Source organism: Sporocytophaga myxococcoides DSM 11118, from assembly GCF_000426725.1.
GTDB classification, from domain to species: domain Bacteria; phylum Bacteroidota; class Bacteroidia; order Cytophagales; family Cytophagaceae; genus Sporocytophaga; species Sporocytophaga myxococcoides.
Genome location: NZ_AUFX01000010.1, coordinates 85,388 through 102,225, shown reverse-complemented (window position 1 = coordinate 102,225; position 16,838 = coordinate 85,388). Strand labels below are relative to the sequence as shown.

Sequence of the window (16,838 nt, the reverse complement as noted above, 5' to 3'; positions counted from 1 at the left end):
TATGTAAATTACTTTTCCAAATTACAATTTATCAGTTTTAAGTATTTATTATCAAAATCATGGGTCGTAAGTTTAAATATTAGACAAATATTTGATAATCATATGAAAGATATTTTAAATCACGAATTTATTAAAAACATAACCTGATATGGCCCTAATAACGTATTAGATAATACAGCAGAATTTCTTAAATTTATATAATGTGTTCAATTTGATTTTACAGTAAGTTTATTTTTCTAAATGCACTTTTTCAGCAAGCTAATTTTCTTTTTACTATTCATTACAGTTTCTTATCAAGAGTTGTCAGCTCAGGTTAATTCCGGCAATGTTTCAATTAAAGGTCATATTAAAGAATCTGCAAGCAATGAGCCAATTGTAGGGCGGTGGTGAGCATACCTGCAATCAATCTGACAACAGCTTCAGATACTTCAGGATTTTATTCTCTTAGTTTTGAGACAAGCGATACACTGGAAGTTGTCTTTCTGATGCATGGATATAATACACAGAAATTAATGGTCTGGGATTCTCAGGTACTTGATATCAAACTTGTTTCAGAACATAACCTTTTGAAAGAGATTACCATCCTTGGAGAAGATACAAGTTATTTAAGCAGTGATGTACAAATGAGTAAAATTAACCTGTCGATGAAACAGGTGAACAGTGTTCCGTCATTGTTCGGAGAAAGAGATGTGATCAAAGTACTGCAACTGATGCCCGGCGTGCAAAAGGGAAGAGAAGGGAATACTGCCATGTACGTCCGGGGAGGCGGTCCTGATCAGAATCTTATTATGTTGGATGGTATGCTTTTTTATAATGCTTCGCATTTATACGGGTTCTTTTCTCTTTTTAATTCAGATGTGCTTCAGAATGTAGAATTTACCAAAGGAGCTTTTCCAGCGAGGTATGGAGGCAAACTGTCTTCTGTGTTGGATATGACCATGAAAGAGGGTAACAAAAAAGAATATCACGGAGAGGCGGGGATAGGAATTCTTTCTTCCAAGCTCATGCTTGAAGGACCTATCAAGAAAGATAAGTGTTTCTTTATCATAGGAGCAAGAAGGAGTTATATGGATCTCCTGGTGAGTCCGTTTCTTCCTGATACGATGAAGGCTTCTTATTACTTTTATGATATCAATGCCAAAGTGAATTGGGATATCAATCGAAGAAATAAGATCAGTCTGAGCTTTTATAATGGTAAGGATAATTTTAAAAGTAATTATAAGGACTTTGATTTTGCGAATAAAGTTAACTTGAATTGGAATAATTTACTTGGCAATCTGGTCTGGGATAACATTATTTCAGATAAGCTGTCATCAAAGATTTCCGTGGGGGCCAGTAAATTCTATTTAATGACCAAACAATATATGTTTGATGATTCTACTCCTTATGAGTATGCCTATAATTCTTCTATTAAGGATATTACTCTTAAGTACCAAATAATATATGAACCACATGAAAAACATACTGTAAACGGTGGTGTGCAGATGATCTTTCACCATTATGTGCCCGGAGCATATATTGAAAAATCAGATGGGAAGGCAGCGGATCGATCTGATCAGCCTGTTGATTCTCAAGAGATGTCTTTGTATGTTGAAGAGACCGGGAGGCTTTCTCCCTTTTTTTCTTATAACATTGGAGGGAGACTTACAAGATATAGTGTTAGAAATAAAGTTTATATCAAGCCTGAACCCAGGGTTTCAATGGCTTTTCATTTAACTAAGAAATTTGCGATCAAAACATCTTATGCGGAGATGAACCAATATTCCCTAATGCTTGCTCAGTCTATATTAGGTCCTCCTTTGGATTTGTGGGTACCGGCAACTGATAAAATCACACCCCAGAATTCTAAACAAATGGCATTAGGCATTGCCAAAGATTTTAATCATAGCGTTTCTTTTACAGCAGAAGGTTATTATAAAAGAAGCTCTAACCTGGTTGATTATAAAGAAGGGGCAAGTTTTCTTGTCAAAGACGTTGACAACTTTAATCAGTATTATACCTGGGAAGATCAGGTAACCCAGGGAAAGGGCTGGGCTTATGGAAGTGAGTTTATGCTTCATAAAAAAACAGGCAGGATTTCCGGATGGATGGCTTATACACTTTCATGGAACTGGATGCAATTCCAGGAGATCAATCTTGGCAAAAAATATCCTGCCAAATATGATCACAGGCATGATGCATCTGTTGTGTTGATATATAAACCGAATGAAAAGTTTTCGTTATCAGTAACCTGGGTATACTCGTCAGGTAATGCTTATACAATTCCTACAAGTATTGCCCGAACATTAAATGGTACACCCATTGGAGGTCCATGGGGCAATTCTTCTGGTAAATACTATACTGTTTATGCTCCTAAAAACAGTTATAGAATGCCTGCATATCACAGGTTAGATCTTGGAGCCCAATTTCAGAAAAAATTAAAAAGAAATATTTCAAGAGTATGGGATGTCAGTATATACAATGTATATAACCGGGAAAATCCTTATTACTATTTCCTTGCAAAAGATGGGTATTCAGGACAAGATAGGAGATATGCCAAATACAAAATGAAAAAGATTGTTTTATTTCCCATCATACCTTCTGTTTCATATAGACTGATTTTCTGATGATACGTTTTTACTTAAATATATTTTTGATCCTTATATCAATACCTTTCTTAACTTCATGTATAAAAGAAGCCGATGAAGTGAAAGTTTCCACTTCAATGAAAGATATGAAAATTGTTGTGAGAGGATTTGTGAGCCCTATTGAGGCAAAGGTTGCAATAAGTCAAACCTTACCATTCTTCAATAAAAACGGATACTCTTTTGAAGAGCAATATATAACAGATGCTAAGGTAACTGTTTCTGATGGGAAAGATACAGTCAGGTTGTTCCATCAAAATCTAAATGATAATGAAATCTCCTTTTATGGACATACCTCCATATCCCCTTTTGATTTTAGACCTGGTCAAAAATTATATCTCAACGTCGATCTCCCTGATGGAAGGCATGTTGACGCAATTACTACCGTTCCTGATACCATTGATGTAATAATAACAAAATCAGATTCCATTTTTATAGATCATCATTGGATTTACGGTTATAATTGCTTTAACAGATCATCAAATTCAAAGTATATATTAGGAGTTTATGATTATTATACGCGCTGCTATGTAAGAGTTAAATCTTGGAATGATACCGTACGTGATTATTCCAAACAAAGCATTCTGTTTATGGAATATATTCCATCTAATCAATCTGCCACTATGGATTATTATTATAATAAAAATAGTGCTGAGCAAATATATTATATTACATATGACTACCTTAGATTATTCAGTTTTAATGAAAAGTTGAAAGGTTATAATTTCAGTAATTCATTATCTGAAAGACCAGTTTCTGTTGAGCCTCTTTATTCGTATGACAGCACTGATTTTTCAAAAGAACCTTTATTTACCGAACCTATTTATTACGATTATTATTCAAACATAAACGGTGGTTTAGGTTTTTTTGAAGCATATCAGGAAAAGATAGTTAAATTGAGATAAGTTAATTTTTTATATTTGATAATTAATATTTAATTAATTTTCTTGTTTGTTCTCATAAAATCCATCTGGAAGTTCTTGTAAATAAAAATGGTAGTGGTATAAATAGAAAAATAAAACAGCATACTCAAACCCTATCATGTTTAAGTATGCTGCTTGTTCAGTTAGCTTTCTACAGGTTCCCCTCCATTAGGATGAATGACCTGACCTGTTATGTAAGAGGCATCTTTGGATGCAAGGAATACATATGCAGGGCCAACTTCAGAAGGCTGTCCTGGCCTGCCCAGTGGTACTTGTTTTCCGAAGCTTGTTACTTTATCCGGAGGGAAAGTAGCAGGAATTAATGGAGTCCATATGGGGCCTGGAGCTACAGCATTTACTCTTATCCCTTTTTTTGCAAGACTGCTTGCTAAGGATCTTGTAAAGGATACAATAGCTCCTTTAGTGGATGAATAATCGAGCAGAGATTCTTTTCCCCGATAAGCAGTTACAGAGCTTGTATTGATGATGCAATCACCTTCTTTCATTTGCTTTAAAGCTTCTTGCGCAAGATAAAACATAGAATAGATATTGGTGCGGAAAGTTCTTTCCAGTTGTTCTGCTGTAATTTCCTCCAGGGATCCTTTTACATGCTGTTCTGCAGCGTTGTTGATAAGAATATTCAAACCACCCAATTGCTTGCAGGTTTCTTCTACTGCTTTGTTGCAAAAGTTCTGGTCACCAATATCTCCTGAAATAAGAAGGCATTTGCGTCCTTCCTGTTCGACCATTTTTTTTGTTTGTTCTGCGTCTGTATGTTCCTTTAAATATACAATTGAAACATCTGCTCCTTCTTTAGCAAAATGAACTGCTATGGATCTTCCGATTCCACTGTCTCCACCTGTAATCAAAGCAATTTTACCTTTAAGCTTATCACTGCCTTTATAATCATTCCGGATAAACTCAGGTTTAAGCTGCATTTCTGCTTCAGAGCCCGGCTGCTCATTCAGATGTTCTGCCGGTAATGATGATGGTTTATATTCCATTGTTTCAGTTTTTTAGCTGCTTTAAGTATAAGACCACAATGTTAGAAATGTTTGAAAGAGTATATACATGCTCTATGACAGGAATTGAAGACCTGCATGAGAATTGTAAGCTGACTTTCCTTCAGATAGGTGTAATCTCCTATTGTATTCGAATGCTGCTACAGTTCCGTAAATTATATGTGCAATGACCAGGTTTATAAGATAGCTCTTTCTGTCAATTTTAGGAGGATGAGGATGTTTGTTCATATACAGATACCAGGCTGCAATGCCTATTAATCCATTGGCAAAGCCCAAAGTTAAACCTCCTGTAAGGTTAGGTTTTGTGATTCTGTTTTTCCATAAAAGGTGATAGATGTATAGAAAGAGTATTCCTATAGAATAATGTATGAAAGTGCCTGATGCTTTTATTTGAGTATTTGATATTATCCCTTTTTCATTATGTGTTTTGTTGGTAAGTAGTCTGCCCAGGATTCTTATTACCCTCATTTGCTTCTTTGAAATTTCGGATACAATTTTCATATATAAGGTCATGTAGTTCGTCGCGTCCACAGCTGTCCGTACCAATGTTTTATTATTCTTATATACTTTAAATAGTTTTAATGCCATCTTTGATTTTTTATACAAACTCCTCAACATACCTTCAACATTTAATTAATATTATGATAATTAGAAAAGGATCATCATTGTATCATACAGGGTAAAGGAACCTGTTTCTTTTACCCGTATTCATTAATTTATCATCCCTCTCAATAATATATTTTATCAGTCTTCATAACATATATGGAAAAGTTATAGTTTTCCCAATTCACAGTGCTTAACAAAGCTTACATGAATGGAAATAATAAGTATTTAATGTTGTTATTGTGGATGCAGGGAGGTTATTTTTTTATAACCGGAGTCTGGCCTTTAGTTCATATCTATTCCTTTATGGTTGTCAGCGGACCTAAATATGATATTTGGCTGGTGAAGACTGTAGGTGTTTTGATTACCGCAATTTCTCTGGGTTTACTAGCTTCTGCTATTTTGAGAAAAGCTGATGTTCCGATAATGATTATAGCTTTCGGGTCTGCTCTCGGCCTTTTATTTATAGATGTGTTGTATGTCCTTAAAAATGTTATTGCTGAAATTTATCTTGCAGATGCTTTTGCAGAAATTTTAATTTTGATCAGCTGGCTGGTTGTTTTCTGGACATTCAGAGGAGATAAGAAGCGTTATAGAGGTTTTTAATTGTTAAATTTAAGTTCCATCAGCATATATGAAAAATGCCTTTATAGCAGTCTAAATCTTTTTTATTGCTGTTATAACTTGTGAATGATATATCTGCTTCTTTGAAATATTGGTTAAAAGTTCCATTATAAACAGCCGGACTTGTTAACTTCATTTTGCTGATTGAATTGAAACTATTATTCTAATATATATTTACCAGTGCTCTTATCATTAATTTTTATCACGTTATAGATCTTTTTCCAAAATGGTTGTTTGTGTGGCGTGTATGTATAAGTATTAAAAGGTACGAATGAACCTCTTAGATGAGCAATAAAATCAGGTATTTCAAACGCAAATTCAGTATCTGCTATTGCAATATGGGGTATAAAAATTTTACCATTTGTCAATTCGATCTGTGCACCTATACTATTTTCACTATGTGATTTATAATCTCCTAATTCAGCGTAATTTTCCTGTATTCTTGAAATTAGATTGATGATTGCTTTTTGTCTTTCTGAAGTATTATTTCCTAACATATGATATATAATTTAAACCCAGGATTATATATGGATTTCAATAGTCTTTATTAAATAAAAAATTATTGATATTCAAACCTGAATTACTATTCTGACTTTTGATTTAATTGTATTAGATTGAATTAGCAGGGGAAAGGATTCTTTCGTGAAGTATTGATTGGTAATAATTTAATTTCATATAAAGCTGTACTTGAAAGTTAATTTATTAAAAGTTTAAGATTAAAAGTTAAGGTAAAATAAGATACGGTTATTGATAACTTTAGTTGTGTATATCCATTGCTGGCAATGTATTTTGATCGAAATAAATTGAAAGTTTTCAGGTTCTATATTGTAACTTTCCGAGACTCAGAGCATTTCTCTGAAGGGAGAAATGCTCTGAGCTGGAAAAATATTTTACTTCTATACATATTTTCCGTGTTCGGGAATAGCAATGGTGTCGAACTCCAGGGTAAGTTTGAGAAGGCCTTGGGTTAGCTCTTTTCCTTCCATGGCCGTTCCATGTCCTGATACTACAATTTCAGGATGAAGTGCTTCCAGTTTCTTTACTGAATCCCAAGCTGCTTTCCAGTCTGTGGTTAGATATCTTGGAGGGCCATTTACTTCAGCCTTTTGCATAATTACTTTGTACAAAGAGTCTTGTCTTACAGTGACAAAAGCATCTCCGGCGATAAGAGCTTTATCTTCGTCACGAAAGAAAGATACATGTCCCGGTGAATGTCCCGGAGTGTGTATCCATTGCCATCCGGGCATTCCTGGCACAGAATGATCATTAGGTAAAGGTTTGAGCACCGCTTTAATATTTATAGGTTCTACAGGATCAATAAATGAAACCTTTGCCAATAAACCACCTTCTACAGTGGGATCAGGAGCCGGATAACTTTTCTCACCAGTCAGGTAGGGGAATTCAAGAGGATGCGCATAGACGGGAACATTCCATTCTTTGATAAGATCTACCACACCTCCCACATGGTCGAAATGTCCATGAGTTAAAAGTATGGCAGATGGTTTACTGTTTTCTCCAAACCTTTCTTTAACAGCAGATAAGACAACTGAAGAAGAGTGAGGCATGCCTGTGTCTATCAGTATCCATTGATTATCTTCCGGTTTACCAAAGAGAATAAAATTTACAATCTGATCGGTATAGTAATAAATATCTTGCCTGACCTGCCTTCCTTTTCCGCTAGACACGGATGTTACAGGTATGGACTTGTTATCCTTGCTCTGATGCAATTGTTCCTTCTTCATAGTGATTGAAAGTTTAATGCTTAACATCAGATAGTTGCAAAGGTTTTGGAACTCTTGCACTTGCTTAACCTGGTGCTGTTTCAAAAATCTACGAACTAAAAATAGTAGCCATAGAACCGGCTACTATTTTTAGTTTGATTTAGGTAATAATAGGTTTAGATTTTTTCTGTTGAAGAAATCAATCGTGACCGTGAGTTTTTACAAGTTTATTATAAACTCCAAAGAGCAGAAACGGAGCCGCCCATTGCCCTACAAACAGAGCATCTTTATCTCTCCTGGTTAGCTTCAATGTTAAAGAAGCTGCCATAGATCCTATAGCTGCCCATAAATACACATCAGAAGGTAATTTTGCAGTTTGTGTTTCAATAAACTTTGCAATTTTTCCCTCTCTGAAATCTTCACTATTAATTTTAGTTTTGATATCATTTATGAATGTTCCAACGCTTTCCATCATGTCTTCTTGTTTTTCTCTTATAAAAACAGAGGCTGCTTAGCCATTGTTCCTTGAACTTATTTGTAGGTTTGATTAGGTGAAGTCACAGGGCTGTTTGGATTAACTGGAATTGAATCAGCTCTTTTAATTATATTTGTTCCAATGGGTATTTGGATTATCCAGTCTTCACTTAACAAGTTGGTAAAATAGATTTTTATCTTTGTCTTTTCCATGGGGATTGCAAAGCTTTCATATTTGGAAAGCATTGGTAGTGAATGAATAAGCAGTTAAAATATTTATTATGATCATAAAGAAATTACTAGCTCCTTTAGTAAACAATAAAATCCTTAAAGAAGCAGAACATTGCTATATAGCCTCTGGATCTATTTCAGAGCCTGCTTTTGATCTTCTGATGAGCAATTTGCCACGTCACTGCAATGTTGATATTGTTACCGGGTTTGATTTGCCAACTCATCCTAATGTGCTATGGAAAATTCTCAAGCAATATCCTGGTCGGGTAACATTTAGAATATTTACAAAGAATGTCTTTCATTCCAATCTGTATATTTTTGATTTACCTTTCAGGAAAAGGGTAGCGTTTGTTGGCTCCGGAAGCCTTACCCTTGGAGGGCTAAAGGATCATGAAGAACTTTCTTATAAAATAGATGTAGAGAGAAGTGTAGAAGATTTAAAAGCCTGGTTCAGGTCCTATTTTGATTTTGGAGTAGATCTTTCTGATAAAATAATTAGAGAGTATGAAATGCTATATCCTTCAATAGTAGCTAGGGATAATGCTACGAAAGAAGATATGAAGCAATTGACGGACGTCATTACAGGACGCTTCAGCCTGACAGGTATTAATTTCTCCAAGCAATATTTTAAAGCAGAAGATTATGCTACACTTGATAACAGCAAAGCCGCGTTAAGCTCTCAATTGGTTCATCATGAAAGGGTGATGCTTCAGAATAAGATGCTGGAGCTTCATGAGCAATTGAAACCATATCTGAATAAACTTAAGCTACATGAAAATGATGATGCAGAGCAAATTGTAAGCAGCCTTGATCCAATGTTTCACTATGAACATAAAGTAAAGGCTATGTGGCTTGCTTATGGCAGAAGTAAAAAGGAATTGGATGTATATAAAGCAAAGCTATGGGATCTTATCAATATTCAATTATTGCTGAAGCCTCAGGAATTTGAGATTTGTTTATCGTTAGGAAAACCTAACACCGGAACCGAAGATCGTGAGTATTTCCGCAAAGAAATGAATAATGAAGAGTATAGGAAAAAATTCTTTGATCTGTTAAAGAGCTTAGGAAAAGATTGCTGGATAGAGGTTGCAGGAGAGAAGAAGCAGTCAGATTCATTTGAAGATGAACAAGCTTTATGGAGTTATACAAATGCTGATGCAATACAATATAATTTTATTATAGGCAGGAATTATGCTGCTAATGATGCGGAAATATCTGCTGATAATATCGTGACCAGCATTCAGAAGGAGATTGATAAGTTAATTCATCTATACAGGTTGATGAAAGCTTAGCGGCGCCATGCATGGCATCTTCCTCTCTGCATGTGCAGATAATAAATCAATTGTAAAATTTTTAATTGAAGTATGACGCTTGAATTATCGAGAGTAATTAAATACTGGCCTTTATTTCTAATGGTCAGTATTTATCCTGATAACTTCATTTATACTTTATAGCCTTCTGTTTTTTATGTATATTTATAGAACAGAATTAGCATTTTTATACTATGAAGCATTATAAGTTCTCTACCAGAGAGTTTGGTATATCAGATACTGGAATTCATTTGTTAAGAAGCAATTTTAACTACAGTACCATAAATTTTAATGATATCACATCATTGGAGATAGTCAGAGGTAAGCTAATCAGAAACTGGATTTTTGTTTTCATTTTTGGAATAAGCTTGATAGCATTCAGTATTTATTATGCTTTTGGACTTATAGATGTTTTTAATGATCCTTCCATTAATAGGATATATATAGAAGAATTAATGGTTCCTGTGCTTCCTGTTTTGTTAGGAGGATTGTGTATTTACGCTTCAAGCAGAAAGGGGATTGTTCTAAAGATCGAACATAGTGGCAAAAAAAGTTCATACCCACTGGAGGACATTATTAAGAATAATCAATATGTGGACTTTGTTGATTATTTAGCCTTTAATGTAAAAGTTTATTCAAAGATTAAGCTAATTAATAACCATCAAAAACTATCTTCTATCGAATAGTCAATTTTTTTTGCCTTACCAATTTTTAATAATCATATTCATTGTCTGGAGACATTATGCATGGCGTCTCTGCAAACGAATCCTTTAATAAAATGATTCAATCATTGCAACTTATCAAAATATACCATTGTTGCTTTATAAAGGGCTTGAATGCTTAAAAAGATTTAATAACTCAAAGCATTCTAACGGCAAGCAGGTATAGTTCCACCCTGTATGGTAAGGAACAATAAAAATGGTATTTGAAATGAAAAGGATACATAAAGCATCCAGTGATAAACTAGCGACCATGGCGTCCAGAGTGCTTCTGGATGATAACTCCAGCAAGAGGGCTAAATCATTAGCAGGCAGTGTACTTGCACAACATGAACCTCATGAGGAAAATAAAGAGAAAGAAAAAGGTCATTAATAACTAAAAGATATACAAAGCCTATTAAGAATAATAGGCTTTATTTTTTGGCATAGAAAAGTAGTGAGTGATACTGAATTTGATTGTATGAGTGAATGGCTTATTTATGCATATATTGAGGTTGAAAATCAGCACTTTATTTTTTAAATTACAACCTTCATATACTACCATAGCTATGCTTCATAACAGAAAATTGTCATTGGGACATCGTCCCTACCTCCTAATATTATTATTGCCTTTTCTGGCTTTCAGCATGATGATGTGCAAAAAAGATAAAGAAACGGAACCTTTTGCCAAAGCTCTTTACTTCAATAAAAAAAGTGAAAGCGCTCATTTTATATTCTACTATGATGATGGATTAGATGTTTCGAAAGCAAGTTCAATAGAGGCAGCATTGGAGGCCAGTTATGATTCTATCATAAATCATCTGAAACCGGGAGCCATGCCCAAAATTAAAATCGCTATATGGTCTGATAAGGATCAATTTGAAAAAGATATGGGTGGTTGGGCTCCTGGTGCCGCAGGTTATATTTTTAGCAAAGAAGAAGTTCGACTGTTATATACAGGTGCACCGGGAATGCTTAGGGGAGCTGTTCATGAATTTACTCATGCTGTTACATTATATATTTCGGAAAGCTTTGCTAACAATCCAAGGTGGTTTTGGGAATCCGTTGCACAATATGAATGTGGTGAAAAAACAGATCTCAAAAAACTCTCTTACATAGTGAATGGAGAATATCCTACATTGGATGAGCTTAGTAAGGAACAAGGCTCTGTACAAAGGATATACCCGTTGGGATATTGCATTAGTGAATTTATAATAAGCAGATGGTCATATAATGGATTGAGAATATTGATTATAAATAACGGAAACATAAAGGCATCCTTTGGAATAGAGCAACAAGATTTTGAAATTCAATGGCATCGATTTATTGAGGAGAATTATCTAAAATAAGGTTAAGTGTACTGGGCTTAGATTTTATCCTTTTTTTTGTATGTGGTTGGAATTCAATTGTTAGTAAAAGTTTTTAACAAATAGTCTCCTTTCTGGTATTTAACTGAATAAAAATAAGGGACTATGACTATAACGGGATTTCAAACCCAAATTTTTCCGAAAGGTGGAAAAGCACCGGCTGATAATTTTACGGGTAATGCCTGGGTAAAATTGTTAGTCCCAAATGATGGTATGTTGCATTGCCAGGTAAGCAATGTAATATTTGAGCCAGGGGCTAGAAACAACTGGCATACGCATCCGGGAGGACAAATACTGATTGTAACAGAAGGTATCGGCTATTTTCAGGAGAGAGGCCAACCAATACGGATAATCCAACAGGGTGAAGTGGTTCATATTCCCCCAGATGTGGAACATTGGCATGGAGCATCACCAGGTAATGAATGTACACATATTGCAATTAACACCAATACCCAGAATGGAATTGTGGTATGGATGGAGAGCGTTACTGATGAAGAATATAATCAGTCTGTCAATGGTAATTAGTAGCATCTAAGGAAAGACGAGCAAATTGTATTCCGTCTCATCTTTCGATACTTTAATAATACTGAAGAGGGGTTAAATAGCTATAACAAAGGATTTACATAATGACTAAAGTATTAATTTTAGGAGCAGGTGGCCGTATTGCTAAGCACGTGATAGATCAATTATTAGAAGAAAAAGATGTTGAGCTGACTTTGTTTCTGAGAAATGCCAGCAGAATCGGAAAGACAGACTCCTCAGTCGTGATTGATGGTGATGTCCTTGATCACCTGAAGTTAAAAGGTGCTATGTCAGGGCAGGATATTGTATATGCAAACCTTGCAGGAGAAGTAGATAAAATGGCTAAGGTCATAGTTGATGTTATGAGGGAAGCAGGTGTGAAACGACTTATCTTTATTACTTCACTTGGTATTTATGATGAAGTTCCAGGAGCTTTCGGTAAGTGGAATAAAAGTATGATTAGCCAATACCTTGGGCCATATGGAAAAGCTGCAGAGATTATAGAGAATTCCGGACTTGATTATACCATAATAAGGCCAGCATGGTTAACGGACTATGACGAAATAGATTATGAAACAACTCAAAAGGGTGAGGATTTTAAGGGGACCGAGGTTTCCCGAAAAAGTGTTGCAGAGTTGATCGTAAAACTTATCCAACATCCGGAATCTGCAATCAAAAGGAGCCTTGGTGTGAATAAACCAGATACCGATGCTGATAAGCCTGCTTTTTATTAAAATCAAATGACGTGTAAAGGGAAGATGAATTAGTACTATGTTATAAAGGAACAAGACCCGAAAAAATGAAAACATGGAAAATGTACTTGTACCTTTTGGTTTTTACCGTAATAATGCTGACTATTATCCGATGCAGCAAAGGCCCTTTGCAGGAGAATAAAGCAAATAGTAAAGATTGGAACTTCAGATTTTTTTCACTGAAAATTCTAAATCATTCTTCCTGAAGACATGGTTGTCAACTTAAGTTTTATCCTTAAGAGAGGAGTATTAACTGACCGACAGTAAATAAATATTTTCTATATGTCTTGTTTCTGCTCTAGCTCATAGCCTACCAACTCCCCAAGCATTATCAATACTTTCTGTCTCTTTTCTTAATGAATCTGTATACAAATACTCCTGAGATGGCATTAAATGTATTCTCCATGCTGCCATTAAATTTTTTGTCAGGAAGATTTTTAAAGCCAGTATAACCGAAGTTATATCTCATTCCAATCCCGAAGTTTTTGAAAATATAATATTCAATATAGGGTATAACCTCTACAACATTGCAGTTGTAATTTTTAGACCACCATGCTGAGTACTTTACCATCGTTCTTAAAAATAGATTCCTCGTCAGATAAATTGATCCATTTAATCCAATCGTAGGGAGTGGAACAAAAAGACTCTTTTTTTGAATTAAATCAGGATCGGTAGTGCTTTTGATATTTAAGTGATAAAAAATTCCTGCAACACCGGCAAGAGCGGCTATCCTGGCTCTTCCATTATCATAGAAAAAATTGGAATAGCATAAACTTGCATAAGTTAAGCGTAGGGTAGTTTGGATTTCACTTCCTGCAAGGAAGGTAGCATTACCGTACTTAATATCTTTACTGATCACTTCTGTTTCTTTCCTGTTTGCACTGTACATATCAAAAGCGAGGTTGAAAAGGTTTCCGTAATTAAAAATGAAATTTAACCTTGGCGAGATTGTGGTTGTGGGAAATCCCAGATCATTACGTAAACTTATCTTAGTGCCTTGGGCTTGTTCAGAATTAAGCCGGACATTTCCGAAATTTGTAGTATGTGCAACACCAAGGTGAATAGTCAGGAATGGTTTAGGATAAGTTTTTGTGCTATCTCTATTTAATCTATTTGATTTTTTCCCTTTGCTCCATTTTGACCAGTAACTTTCTTTTTGTTCGTTATTGTCAATTCCGGCTTTTGAAGGGACTTTCACGCTGAGTAGAATCAGTGTATAAAGAAGAATGCTTAAATTAAGATTTTTCATAGCTACATTAAGAGGTAAAAACTAGGAATAAAGAGATAACTCCTTGGACGGAGAACTGTTGTGATTTTTTGAAAGTAATGATACTTCTTATCTTTTGGATAGGTAGTATGACGTTTCATTTATTCTGCTGACCCATATTAAATTCAAATTATATTGAGAATTATGGTGTAGAATACTAAGGTGACAAATAATTGTATCTACTTGAGATAAACAATATTATCATTTAAATAAAGTTTGTCCTAGGATCTTTTTAAAGTTTATAAAGATTTATTTATAAGTTAATCTTTTCATAACTGGAGTGTTCTGTCCAGGTTCTTTAAATCAAATTGCTTATTTCTCTATGCATTTGAGAAGAAAAGCAAAAGATGTAAAGACGAAGGTTGGTAACTGAAGCTTTATTTTCACTTAATCAACTTTTGCTTTTGTAAAGATCTTAAAGTATGACCAATGCTTTTTTATTAAAATGGCATACAGTAGTAAGATGATAATAGATACTGGCCAGTTTCTGTAATCTAACAGGATATGGTACAAAAATATATTGATGACAATAGGGCCTAATATTAACAGCGCTGCCAAGATATATCTGTTGAATAATAGAAGTGCACCAGCTATAACTTCAAGACCTTTTTCAAAATATATAAAACCGCTTGAAACCAATATTTCCATGAAGGGATGGAACTTTGGGACTGGTATAAAAGTATAAAACCCATTTAACCCAAATGTAACAAAGGTGATGCCTAGCAGAATTCTTGCAATTAAAGTTACCTTGTTCATATCATAAAATGAGTATGGTTTGTTAATTAAATATAATATTTAAAGTTAACTTTCATACTATCAGATAGTTTTATCTTTTTGTGCTGTCTGGAATTGAAATTTCTTTCTATACACTAGAGCTAGCTAATAAGAGAAGCAAAGCCGGTCACATTTTGAGTCCATTCTTTAATACGTACATATTGCTACTGTTCATTTGGCTTTTGATAAATAATAAGACTAAATTTATAACTCAATTGCTCTTAATAATCTTTTATTGGAAATAAAGACATAAAAGTTAGTAAGAGGAAAATACCAAGATAATTTTTAATGTTAGTTGTACAATTGTTCATTTTTAGAAGATCATTTAACCATGGAAGGTGCAATAGAAATACAAGGTAAATGGAAAGGAACATACTACTATAATATTCCGAAAGAAATTTCAGATATTGAAGTGGGTCATGTGGACTTTGTAATAACAATTCTCTCAGTTAAGAGGTCTGAGTTTGAAGGAACTGTAGAAGATAATATTGAGATGGGAGGCACGCCAGGTATAGGAAAGATAAAGGGTAGATGTACCGATACTCATATTTATTTTGAAAAGTTTATGCCGGTATATGGCTTTATAAAGAGAAATGGAGAACATCATATTGATCACAATAAGAAGCACCCTGTTCTGATATATGAAGGCCTGTTTTCGCAGAATAAAAGGAATATAACAGGTAGCTGGAAGTTTAAGAAAAGGTTAGTTTTTTGGAAAGGAATTATACCAATGTTTATATCAACTGGAAATGGTAGTTTTGTAATGACTCAACTGAATTGATAATATAAAAAAGAAATATGTTTATTATTATTGCCTTTTTTGCTCTTCCATTACTTTTAGTTCTTCTGGATTTTGTAGTTTATCTTTTTAATGGAAAGCGATTTCTTAGCAAAGGAGATCTGGATCTTGGTCTTGTCAAGGTGCTGGACTTTGTATTTATAGTGATATATCCTCTCTTTTACTTTTTTCTGATAGATGAAACAAAGAACGATTGTTGTCAGGAGTCGGCTACCTTTTCACCAGAACATAAACTGACCATATATATCTTTATTCTGATCAGTATTGGTGCATATTTCTATTCTGCTTTGAAAAAAAGAATAGCAAGCCCTGTGGTAGAAGTTTTAATCAATTCAATGTTATTGGGTGGTATTATCTTAAATGTCTTTATAGGCATTCAGATTCATCCTCTTTTAGCAATGTTGGGGAATATTCCTATTATCATTCTGTTTACTTTTCAATTGGTGAAGAACCATAAAATATTTCTTAAGACTAATAAAAACAGGGATTATAGTAATGGTAATTTTTTTGAAAAAATTGCATGGAGAATATTAGAGCTTAATATGTTCTTTAAGATTCCTGTTTTATTAATAGTATTTTTACCTGTGTTATCAGTGATCAGTAGTTTATTACTGCTTTTCGGGCAGAAACCGGATTCATTGATAAGAGTGTTCACCGATACATATAAGCATGGTTTTTCTCAACTGGACTATGAGTGTGCAAATGTTGAGTGTGGAGGACATTTTTTATGTTCAGTAGCAGCAAACGGTCACAAGGTTATTGTCAGGCCTGTCAGATATGGGGAAAGAATGGGAAATAAAATCATCTGCAATAGACAGCTATTAGTAGCAAATGCATTTGAAGAACTTATAGAACAGAATTTTCCTAAGATACATAAAGCAGTTAGGTCAAATTATAACAGAGTAGGGGTTTTTATTCACAGGTATTATGATATATTCAATAATAAATTAGTTTCGGATCTTATTTTTATTCTGATGAAGCCTCTGGAGTTTTTATTTACAATAGTGCTTTATACCGTTGACAGAAATCCTGAAGATAGAATAGCTTGCCAGTATCTTAGTATTTCTGACAGAGAAAAATTAAATGGAATGCTAAATACTGATTGATAAGTTGTGATTTACACTTAT

The 16,838-nt window shown here is 34.3% G+C and carries 18 protein-coding genes; 11 read left to right on the top strand and 7 right to left on the bottom strand.

Going from position 1 to position 16,838, the window contains the following annotated elements:
- Window positions 1-386 precede the first annotated feature (386 nt).
- Both K350_RS28650 and K350_RS0113030 read left to right on the top strand, forming a co-directional pair.
- A complete protein-coding gene (locus K350_RS28650; protein WP_051313114.1) occupies window positions 387-2,606 on the top strand; it encodes a TonB-dependent receptor plug domain-containing protein in 2,220 nt (739 codons plus the stop codon).
- Window positions 2,606-3,529, top strand: coding sequence for a DUF4249 family protein (locus K350_RS0113030; protein WP_028980285.1), 924 nt, complete (start codon window positions 2,606-2,608; stop codon window positions 3,527-3,529). Before K350_RS28650 ends, K350_RS0113030 begins: the two co-directional genes overlap by 1 nt.
- 161 nt (window positions 3,530-3,690) lie before the next feature.
- Here K350_RS0113030 and K350_RS0113025 read toward each other — a convergent pair whose 3' ends face one another.
- Window positions 3,691-4,551 (bottom strand): SDR family oxidoreductase, encoded by an 861-nt coding sequence (locus K350_RS0113025; protein ID WP_028980284.1) that lies wholly within the window; start codon window positions 4,549-4,551, stop codon window positions 3,691-3,693.
- Window positions 4,552-4,623: 72 nt separating this feature from the next.
- Entirely contained in the window at window positions 4,624-5,157 is a 534-nt protein-coding gene (locus K350_RS28645; protein ID WP_156027031.1) for a hypothetical protein, read from the bottom strand.
- Window positions 5,158-5,379: 222 nt separating this feature from the next.
- Here K350_RS28645 and K350_RS0113015 point away from each other — a divergent pair, with 222 nt between their 5' ends.
- Window positions 5,380-5,778: a hypothetical protein gene (locus K350_RS0113015; RefSeq protein ID WP_156027030.1), complete on the top strand. Its 399-nt coding sequence runs from the start codon at window positions 5,380-5,382 to the stop codon at window positions 5,776-5,778.
- Window positions 5,779-5,954: 176 nt separating this feature from the next.
- Here the strand turns inward: K350_RS0113015 and K350_RS0113005 are convergent, their stop codons facing one another.
- The 3 genes from K350_RS0113005 to K350_RS0112995 all read right to left on the bottom strand — a co-directional run bounded on the left by K350_RS0113005 (window position 5,955) and on the right by K350_RS0112995 (window position 7,992).
- On the bottom strand, window positions 5,955-6,293 hold the full coding sequence (locus tag K350_RS0113005) for a hypothetical protein (protein WP_028980282.1): 339 nt from the start codon (window positions 6,291-6,293) through the stop codon (window positions 5,955-5,957).
- A gap of 399 nt (window positions 6,294-6,692) precedes the next feature.
- Complete coding sequence (locus K350_RS0113000; RefSeq protein WP_037575537.1) at window positions 6,693-7,538, bottom strand: MBL fold metallo-hydrolase; 846 nt, start codon at window positions 7,536-7,538, stop codon at window positions 6,693-6,695.
- A 178-nt stretch (window positions 7,539-7,716) separates the two neighbouring features.
- Window positions 7,717-7,992, bottom strand: coding sequence for a hypothetical protein (locus K350_RS0112995; RefSeq protein ID WP_245598646.1), 276 nt, complete (start codon window positions 7,990-7,992; stop codon window positions 7,717-7,719).
- 280 nt (window positions 7,993-8,272) lie between these two features.
- Between K350_RS0112995 and K350_RS0112985 the strand changes: the two genes are divergently transcribed.
- From K350_RS0112985 to K350_RS0112960, 6 genes are all read left to right on the top strand, one after another.
- Window positions 8,273-9,514, top strand: coding sequence for a phospholipase D-like domain-containing protein (locus tag K350_RS0112985; RefSeq protein WP_028980278.1), 1,242 nt, complete (start codon window positions 8,273-8,275; stop codon window positions 9,512-9,514).
- A 212-nt stretch (window positions 9,515-9,726) separates the two neighbouring features.
- Window positions 9,727-10,218, top strand: a complete 492-nt coding sequence (locus K350_RS0112980; RefSeq protein WP_028980277.1) for a hypothetical protein — start codon at window positions 9,727-9,729, stop codon at window positions 10,216-10,218.
- 244 nt (window positions 10,219-10,462) lie between these two features.
- A complete protein-coding gene (locus K350_RS32530; RefSeq protein ID WP_162144167.1) occupies window positions 10,463-10,624 on the top strand; it encodes a hypothetical protein in 162 nt (53 codons plus the stop codon).
- Window positions 10,625-10,730: 106 nt separating this feature from the next.
- A complete protein-coding gene (locus K350_RS31165) occupies window positions 10,731-11,579 on the top strand; it encodes a hypothetical protein (RefSeq protein WP_211236742.1) in 849 nt (282 codons plus the stop codon).
- A 123-nt stretch (window positions 11,580-11,702) separates the two neighbouring features.
- Complete coding sequence (locus K350_RS0112965; RefSeq protein ID WP_028980275.1) at window positions 11,703-12,122, top strand: (R)-mandelonitrile lyase; 420 nt, start codon at window positions 11,703-11,705, stop codon at window positions 12,120-12,122.
- 101 nt (window positions 12,123-12,223) lie between these two features.
- Window positions 12,224-12,853 carry an SDR family oxidoreductase gene (locus tag K350_RS0112960; protein ID WP_028980274.1) on the top strand — a complete coding sequence of 210 codons (630 nt, stop codon included), beginning with the start codon at window positions 12,224-12,226 and terminating at the stop codon, window positions 12,851-12,853.
- A gap of 349 nt (window positions 12,854-13,202) precedes the next feature.
- Here K350_RS0112960 and K350_RS0112955 read toward each other — a convergent pair whose 3' ends face one another.
- Both K350_RS0112955 and K350_RS28635 read right to left on the bottom strand, forming a co-directional pair.
- On the bottom strand, window positions 13,203-14,120 hold the full coding sequence (locus tag K350_RS0112955; RefSeq protein ID WP_028980273.1) for a hypothetical protein: 918 nt from the start codon (window positions 14,118-14,120) through the stop codon (window positions 13,203-13,205).
- Between the two features lie 405 nt (window positions 14,121-14,525).
- Entirely contained in the window at window positions 14,526-14,894 is a 369-nt protein-coding gene (locus tag K350_RS28635) for a hypothetical protein (protein ID WP_051313111.1), read from the bottom strand.
- Window positions 14,895-15,243: 349 nt separating this feature from the next.
- On the opposite strand from K350_RS28635, the gene K350_RS0112945 reads away from it, so the two are divergent.
- Both K350_RS0112945 and K350_RS31160 read left to right on the top strand, forming a co-directional pair.
- Window positions 15,244-15,693, top strand: coding sequence for a hypothetical protein (locus K350_RS0112945; RefSeq protein WP_028980272.1), 450 nt, complete (start codon window positions 15,244-15,246; stop codon window positions 15,691-15,693).
- Between the two features lie 17 nt (window positions 15,694-15,710).
- Window positions 15,711-16,817, top strand: coding sequence for a DUF6688 domain-containing protein (locus K350_RS31160; protein ID WP_051313110.1), 1,107 nt, complete (start codon window positions 15,711-15,713; stop codon window positions 16,815-16,817).
- The last annotated feature ends 21 nt before the right edge of the window (window positions 16,818-16,838 follow it).